This window comes from bacterium (assembly GCA_024228115.1).
GTDB lineage: Bacteria > Myxococcota_A > UBA9160 > UBA9160 > UBA6930.
The window spans coordinates 1-5,745 of record JAAETT010000453.1; the positions used below are offsets into that span (position 1 = coordinate 1).

Sequence of the window (5,745 nt, forward strand, 5' to 3'; positions counted from 1 at the left end):
ATCCTCGGGAAGCCAATCCCGAAGCGAGGGCGGCAGGAGAAGCGACTGGTCCGGCTCGTAGCGTCGAAAGTCTCGCGGCATGGCTCACTCTAGCGAGACTCACCCCTCAATGGCCCTCTGCCGCGCAGACTCCTAGGGCCGCTTCGCTTCTTGTTCGCGGAGCCTGGTGTCGCAGACGGCGTTCTCGGTTCCGAGAACGTTTTCTAGCCGGCGCGTTCGAAGCCGATCAGGCCTCCGCCGTCCAGGACCATCGTGTGGCCGGTGATCCAGCCGCTTGCGGCGTCGTTGGCGAAGAAGAGCGCCGCGGCGGCCACGTCTTCCGGCTCACCAAGACGCTTCGCCGGGTAGGCCTGGGCGACTTTGTCGCCGCGGTCTCCCTCCCAGAGAACGCGCGCGAAATCCGTCTTGATCAAGCCGGGTGCAATCGCATTGACGCGAACCTGAGGTCCCAACTCGGCGGCCAGCTGCCGGGTCAGGTGGAGCAGCGCCGCCTTGGTGATGTCATAGACGCCGAGGATCGGGCTCGTTGCCAAGCCACCGACGCTCGCGATGTTGATCACGGCTCCGCCGTGTTCCTTCATCGCACGGTTCCACGCTCGTTGTGTCCAGAAGAGCGGGGCGGTGAGGTTCACCTCTAGGGTCTTCTGCCAGCGCGGCAGGTCCACGTCGATGGTCGGTCCGGCGTAGGGGTTGGTCGCAGCGTTGTTGACGAGGATGTCGAGCCCGCCGAGCCGATCGAGGGTGGCGCTGATGACTCGTTCCGCGTCCTCGCTCTTCCCGATATGGCCCGCTTCGAAATGCGCACCCTCGCCGATCTCCGCAGCCGCCTCTTCGCAGGTCTGGGCTTTGCGGGAGGTGATCATCACCTGGGCACCCGCCTCCACGAAGGTCTTGGCGATGCCTTTGCCGATCCCACGCGAGCCACCGGTGATGAGTGCAATCTTGCCGTCCAGCCGTAGATCCATTCTGTGTTCTCCTCGGGCTCGAAAAATGGCACGGTCTATGTCATCTTTCAAGGACCGCTTCGCCCAGGGAGAATCAAGATGTCGATGAACGTCCAGCCGATCCCCACGCTTTCGGATCGCATCAACCAGGTGCGCATGCTCACGGCCGAAATCGTGAATCGGGAGATCCTGCCGAACGAACACATGTTGTGGCGATGGGATCGGGAGGGCTTCGAAAAAAGCGATCGCGAGAAAGCCCGCACGATGCGCCACGAGATCCAGACGAAGGTGAAGCAGGCGGGCCTCTGGGCACCCCATCTGCCCGAAGAGTACGGCGGATGCGGACTCAGCTTCCTCGAACACGCCTACATGAACGAAATCCTGGCCTACAGCCCCGGTGCGGCATCGCTCTTCGGCGTGGTGGCACCCAACTCGGGCAACCAGAAGATCCTGCTCAAGTACGGGACGGAGGAGCAGCGACAGAAATGGCTCGTCCCGTTGACCGAGGGCAAGCTCGAAAGCGGCTTCTCGATGACCGAGCCGGACAACGCTGGCTCCGATCCCCGGTCGATCAAGACGACAGCTCGCAAAGAAGGCGACCAGTGGGTCATCAACGGCCACAAGTGGTTCACCTCGAACGGCAAGCGTGCTGACTTCCTGATCGTGATGTGCCGGACCGACGATCCGAATGCAGCCGGCGACAAGAACGCCAAGATGACGCAGATCATCGTTCCGATGGATACGCCGGGCGTGAATGTCATTCGGGGCGTCGAGGTCTGGGGCCGAAAGAGCGATCACTGCGAAATCATCTACGACGATGTGCGCGTGCCCGCGGAGAATCAGTTGGGCCAGACCGGCTCGGGCCACGCGGCCGCCCAGGATCGTCTAGGAGCGGGCCGTGTCTACCACTGCATGAACTCAGTGGGCTCGATGTGGCGCGCGTTCGACCTGATGGTCGAGCGCGCCATGGTGCGGGAAGTCCACGGAGGGCTTCTCGAAACCAAGCAGTTCGTTCAGGGCTGGATCGCCGAATCCTTCATCGATATCCAGGCAGCTCGCCTGATGACGATCAACTGTGCCGAGAAGATGGACGGCGGCACGGATGCCAGGACCGACATTTCGGCTCTCAAGATCTTCGTGCCGCATGTCTTCAGCAAGGTCGCGGATCGCGCCATCCAGGTCTGGGGCGCGGCAGGCGTCTCCGGCGATCTGCCCCTGGCGGCCATGTACCAGGGTGCGCGAACGTTGCGGCTGGCCGACGGGCCGGACGAGGTGCACAAGATCCTGATCGCCAAGAACGTGCTGAAGCAGTACCACTCCGGCGAATCCTGGGATTTCGGCAACTAGCCCAACGCCTCATCGCGAAAGGAACGCCTTGCGACTCGATACCCCCCGTCTGCCGCTCCTGGATCCCGCCGAGATGGACGAGAAGCTGCGCATCGCGTTTGGTGATGGTCCGGTCCTGAATATCTTCCGCACCCTGGCCCACCATCCGGATCTGTTGCGCCGTTGGCTCGTCTTCGGCAACCACGTGATGGCCAAATCGACGCTTCCTCCGCGAGAGCGTGAGATCGTCATCCTTCGGATCGGTTTCCTGTGCCGCGCTGGCTACGAGTGGGGCCAGCATGTCGTCATCGGCAAGGGGAGCGGGCTGACGGATGACGAGATCGCTGCGATCGCCGAGGGCCCGGGCGCCGAGAGCTGGGGCGAGCTGGATCGCGCGCTGCTCGAGGCGACGGACGAACTGCATGGCGATGCGTTCATCAGCGACGCGACCTGGCAGACACTGGGCAAGCACCTCGAAACCCAACAGCTGATGGACGTGGTGTTCGCGGTCGGTCAATACAACCTGGTATCGATGGCGCTGAATACCCTGGGCGTGCAACCGGAGCCCGGCCTGCCGAAGCTCCCGGACGCGTGAGCGGGAGACTCGCGGGAAAAGTGGCCGTGGTGGTCGGCGCCGGGCAGACGCCGGGCGATACCATCGGCAACGGGCGCGCCACGGCGATCCTGTTTGCCCGGGAAGGTGCGACCGTCGTGGCCGTCGATCGCGAACTGGCGACCGCCGAAGACACGGTGGCGATGATTCTCGAAGAGGGCGGCCACGCGAGCGCATACGCGGCGGACGCCACCCGGGAAGACGAGGTCGAGGCCCTCATCGCGGCGTGCAAGAACCAGCACGGCCGAATCGACATCCTGCACAACAACGTCGGGATTGGCGGAGGGGACGCGGGGCCGGCCCACGTGACCGAGGAAGCCTGGGATCGGATCCTCGGCGTCAACCTCAAGAGCGCCGTGTTCCCGTGCAAGCACGTCCTGCCCGTGATGCGCGAACAGGGCGGCGGTTCGATCATCAATATCTCGTCGATTGCGGCGGTCTGCTCCGCGGGAATCGTGGCCTACAAGACCTCGAAGGCCGGATTGAATGCCTACACCCAGGCTCTGGCGATCGGGAATGCGGAGCACGGAATCCGGGCGAACGTCATCATGCCGGGCTTGATGAACACCCCGATGGCGATCGAAGGGATTTCGAAGGGGCTGGGCATTCCCAAGGAGGACTTGATCCGGGGGCGGGATGCGATGGTGCCCTTGGGGGCGAAGATGGGCACCGCCTGGGATATCGCGCACGCGGCCGTCTTCCTGGCCTCGGACGAGGCCAGCTTCATTACGGGAGCCGTGTTGCCGGTGGATGGAGGCCAGAGCGCTCGCATCGGATGAGACGGGTCCCCACGGGGAAAATCTTCAAACGTGAGCTAGATCACCGTTGACCTTATAGGGCGTGGTTGGCACTCTATTAAAAGGTCATTTTCTGGTTGTTTGAGTGGGGGGTTTCTCCTTCACCGAAATCCCGATGGAGTCGATCCGATGAGCAAGTTGATTCAGGCTGTAGTTCTCCTGTCCGCTTCCTTGGCGCCTTTGGCTGCCTTGGCCGGGACTCCGCCGCCCACGACCGGTGGGGGAGGGACCGGGATCGTTGCCGGAGTTCCCGAGCCGGCCAGTGCTGCAGTCTTCGCAGCTGGCGCTGCCCTCGTTGTAATCGCACTGCGCAGGCGCAGCTAGTCGAAGTCACACGAGTCCGTTTACCCTACAGGCCTCCCGGTCCGGGAGGCCGCGGGTGTCTTGTCTGCGGATGATGTGATCCGCAAGATCGGGGGCCAGGCGTAACCCTGTTCCCCACACGGCGATCGGTTTCTCCCGCCCTCGGCTTGGGAGCGGGCGCTCTCGGCTCCGGTGCCTTGCTGGCGCTTCTCTTCCCGCCCTTCGACCTGTGGTGGCTGGCGCCGCTGGTCTTGCTGCCCATTCTGTCCGTGCTTGCGCGCACGAATCGGCCTCTCGCCGGAGCGACACTCGGACTGTTGTTCGGCGTCGGGATGGGACTCGCTTGCTGCGCCTGGCTCTTCCCGACGCTCACCGCCGAATTCCACGTCGCCCGCAAGGTCGCCCTGGTTGTCGCTGTCGCATCGGTGGCATCGACGATCTGTCCGTTTGCCGTGTTCGGCGGATTGACCGTTTGGATGGATCGCCCCGGCCGAATCTCGTGGCTCTCGCCGTGCCTGGCCTGGGGAGCCGCCGAGTGGCTTCGGGTCCTCGGCATCTTCCCGTGGATGCGGCTCGGTGACGCATTGGCCGGGCGGGAAGTATGGATGCAACCAGCCGCGGTGGGCGGTGTGGCGCTGCTTTCGTTTGGCATCGTCGCAACGAACGCGTTGTTGTACGAAGCCGTCCTGGGCCGTCGCACCCGAGCGCTCCTCGCAGCAGTGCTGCTCGTCGCCGGGTGGGGAGCCTTCGGTGCAAGCCGGCTGGCGCTCCACCCATTGGACGACACGGCGCTCAGGGTCGGACTCGTGCAGGTGGCAACACCCCAAAACGAGCGTTGGATGGAGGGTAGCTGGGAACGAAATCTGGAGCGTCAGCTCCGCCTCAGTGAGCAAGCGCAAGCCGAGGGAGCGCGGCTCATCGTCTGGAGCGAGACGGCAATCGACACCATTCCGCAGCAGATACCGGATCTGGCAGACCGTCTGGGACGCCGACTCGAGGCGGATCTCGTCACCGGGCTCCTGCTCGAGCGCCCGGACGGGCGCCTCACCAACAGCGTGGCGGCGTTCGATTCCGACGGCCGGCGGCTCGGTCACTACGACAAGAGGATTCTCGTCCCCCTGGTGGAGGAACTTCCCGATTGGGTCGAAGAACGGCCCCGGCTGCGTCGACGTCTGCGCCGTCTGGCCGCGGATGCTTCCTATGCGCAAGGCGAGAGCTCGGCCCCCCTCGATGCGGGGGGCTTCCGTCTCGGCGCGCTCGTTTGTTACGAAGCGATGTTTCCAGAACTCAGCCGCGACGCGGTGGACCTCGGAGCGGAAATTCTCGTGAACGTCTCGAACGACGCGTTCTTCCCCCCGCGCGCCGCCGCCCAGCACGCGGTCATGGGTTTGATGCGCAGTGTGGAACTGGGCCGTCCCTTCTTGCGCGCCTCGAACCGCGGCCCTGGCTTCGTCGTCGATGCCGCTGGCCGCATCCTCGCGCGGGTCGGCGCTGCGGAGCAGACGGCACGCGTCGTCGAACTAGACCCGACGGGCATCGACACGCTCTACACCCGGGGAGGGCATGGCTTCGATGAGGCTTTGTTCGCAGCGGCTCTGCTTGGCTGCGTGGTGCTCAGGCGTCGAACCGCAGCGACGTAGGGCCTTCCGTTGCGTGCTCGAGGAGTTCCAGGATGTTTCCGAAGGGATCGCGGCCATAGGCCCAACGGCCGCCGTCGCCGCCCATCGGCGGGGAATTGAACGAAACGCCGTTCTTGCTGAGG

At 64.5% G+C, this 5,745-nt stretch carries 7 protein-coding genes; 5 read left to right on the forward strand and 2 right to left on the reverse strand.

Annotated features, from left to right (window positions below):
• Nucleotides 1-203 precede the first annotated feature (203 nt).
• Nucleotides 204-965: an SDR family oxidoreductase gene (locus GY937_19530; protein ID MCP5058899.1), complete on the reverse strand. Its 762-nt coding sequence runs from the start codon at nucleotides 963-965 to the stop codon at nucleotides 204-206.
• Between the two features lie 84 nt (nucleotides 966-1,049).
• On the opposite strand from GY937_19530, the gene GY937_19535 reads away from it, so the two are divergent.
• From GY937_19535 to lnt, 5 genes are all read left to right on the forward strand, one after another.
• Entirely contained in the window at nucleotides 1,050-2,291 is a 1,242-nt protein-coding gene (locus GY937_19535) for an acyl-CoA dehydrogenase (GenBank protein MCP5058900.1), read from the forward strand.
• Nucleotides 2,292-2,364: 73 nt separating this feature from the next.
• On the forward strand, nucleotides 2,365-2,865 hold the full coding sequence (locus tag GY937_19540; GenBank protein ID MCP5058901.1) for a carboxymuconolactone decarboxylase family protein: 501 nt from the start codon (nucleotides 2,365-2,367) through the stop codon (nucleotides 2,863-2,865).
• The gene (locus GY937_19545) at nucleotides 2,862-3,662 is read left to right on the forward strand and encodes an SDR family oxidoreductase (protein ID MCP5058902.1); all 801 of its coding nucleotides are present in this window, start codon (nucleotides 2,862-2,864) and stop codon (nucleotides 3,660-3,662) included. Before GY937_19540 ends, GY937_19545 begins: the two co-directional genes overlap by 4 nt.
• Before the next feature lie 147 nt (nucleotides 3,663-3,809).
• The gene (locus GY937_19550; GenBank protein MCP5058903.1) at nucleotides 3,810-4,004 is read left to right on the forward strand and encodes a PEP-CTERM sorting domain-containing protein; all 195 of its coding nucleotides are present in this window, start codon (nucleotides 3,810-3,812) and stop codon (nucleotides 4,002-4,004) included.
• Nucleotides 4,005-4,150: 146 nt separating this feature from the next.
• Entirely contained in the window at nucleotides 4,151-5,623 is a 1,473-nt protein-coding gene (gene lnt, locus GY937_19555; protein MCP5058904.1) for an apolipoprotein N-acyltransferase, read from the forward strand.
• On the opposite strand, the gene GY937_19560 is transcribed toward lnt, so the two are convergent.
• A partial coding sequence (locus GY937_19560) for a VOC family protein (GenBank protein ID MCP5058905.1) occupies nucleotides 5,598-5,745 on the reverse strand: 148 nt, incomplete at its 5' end. The genes lnt and GY937_19560 overlap by 26 nt on opposite strands.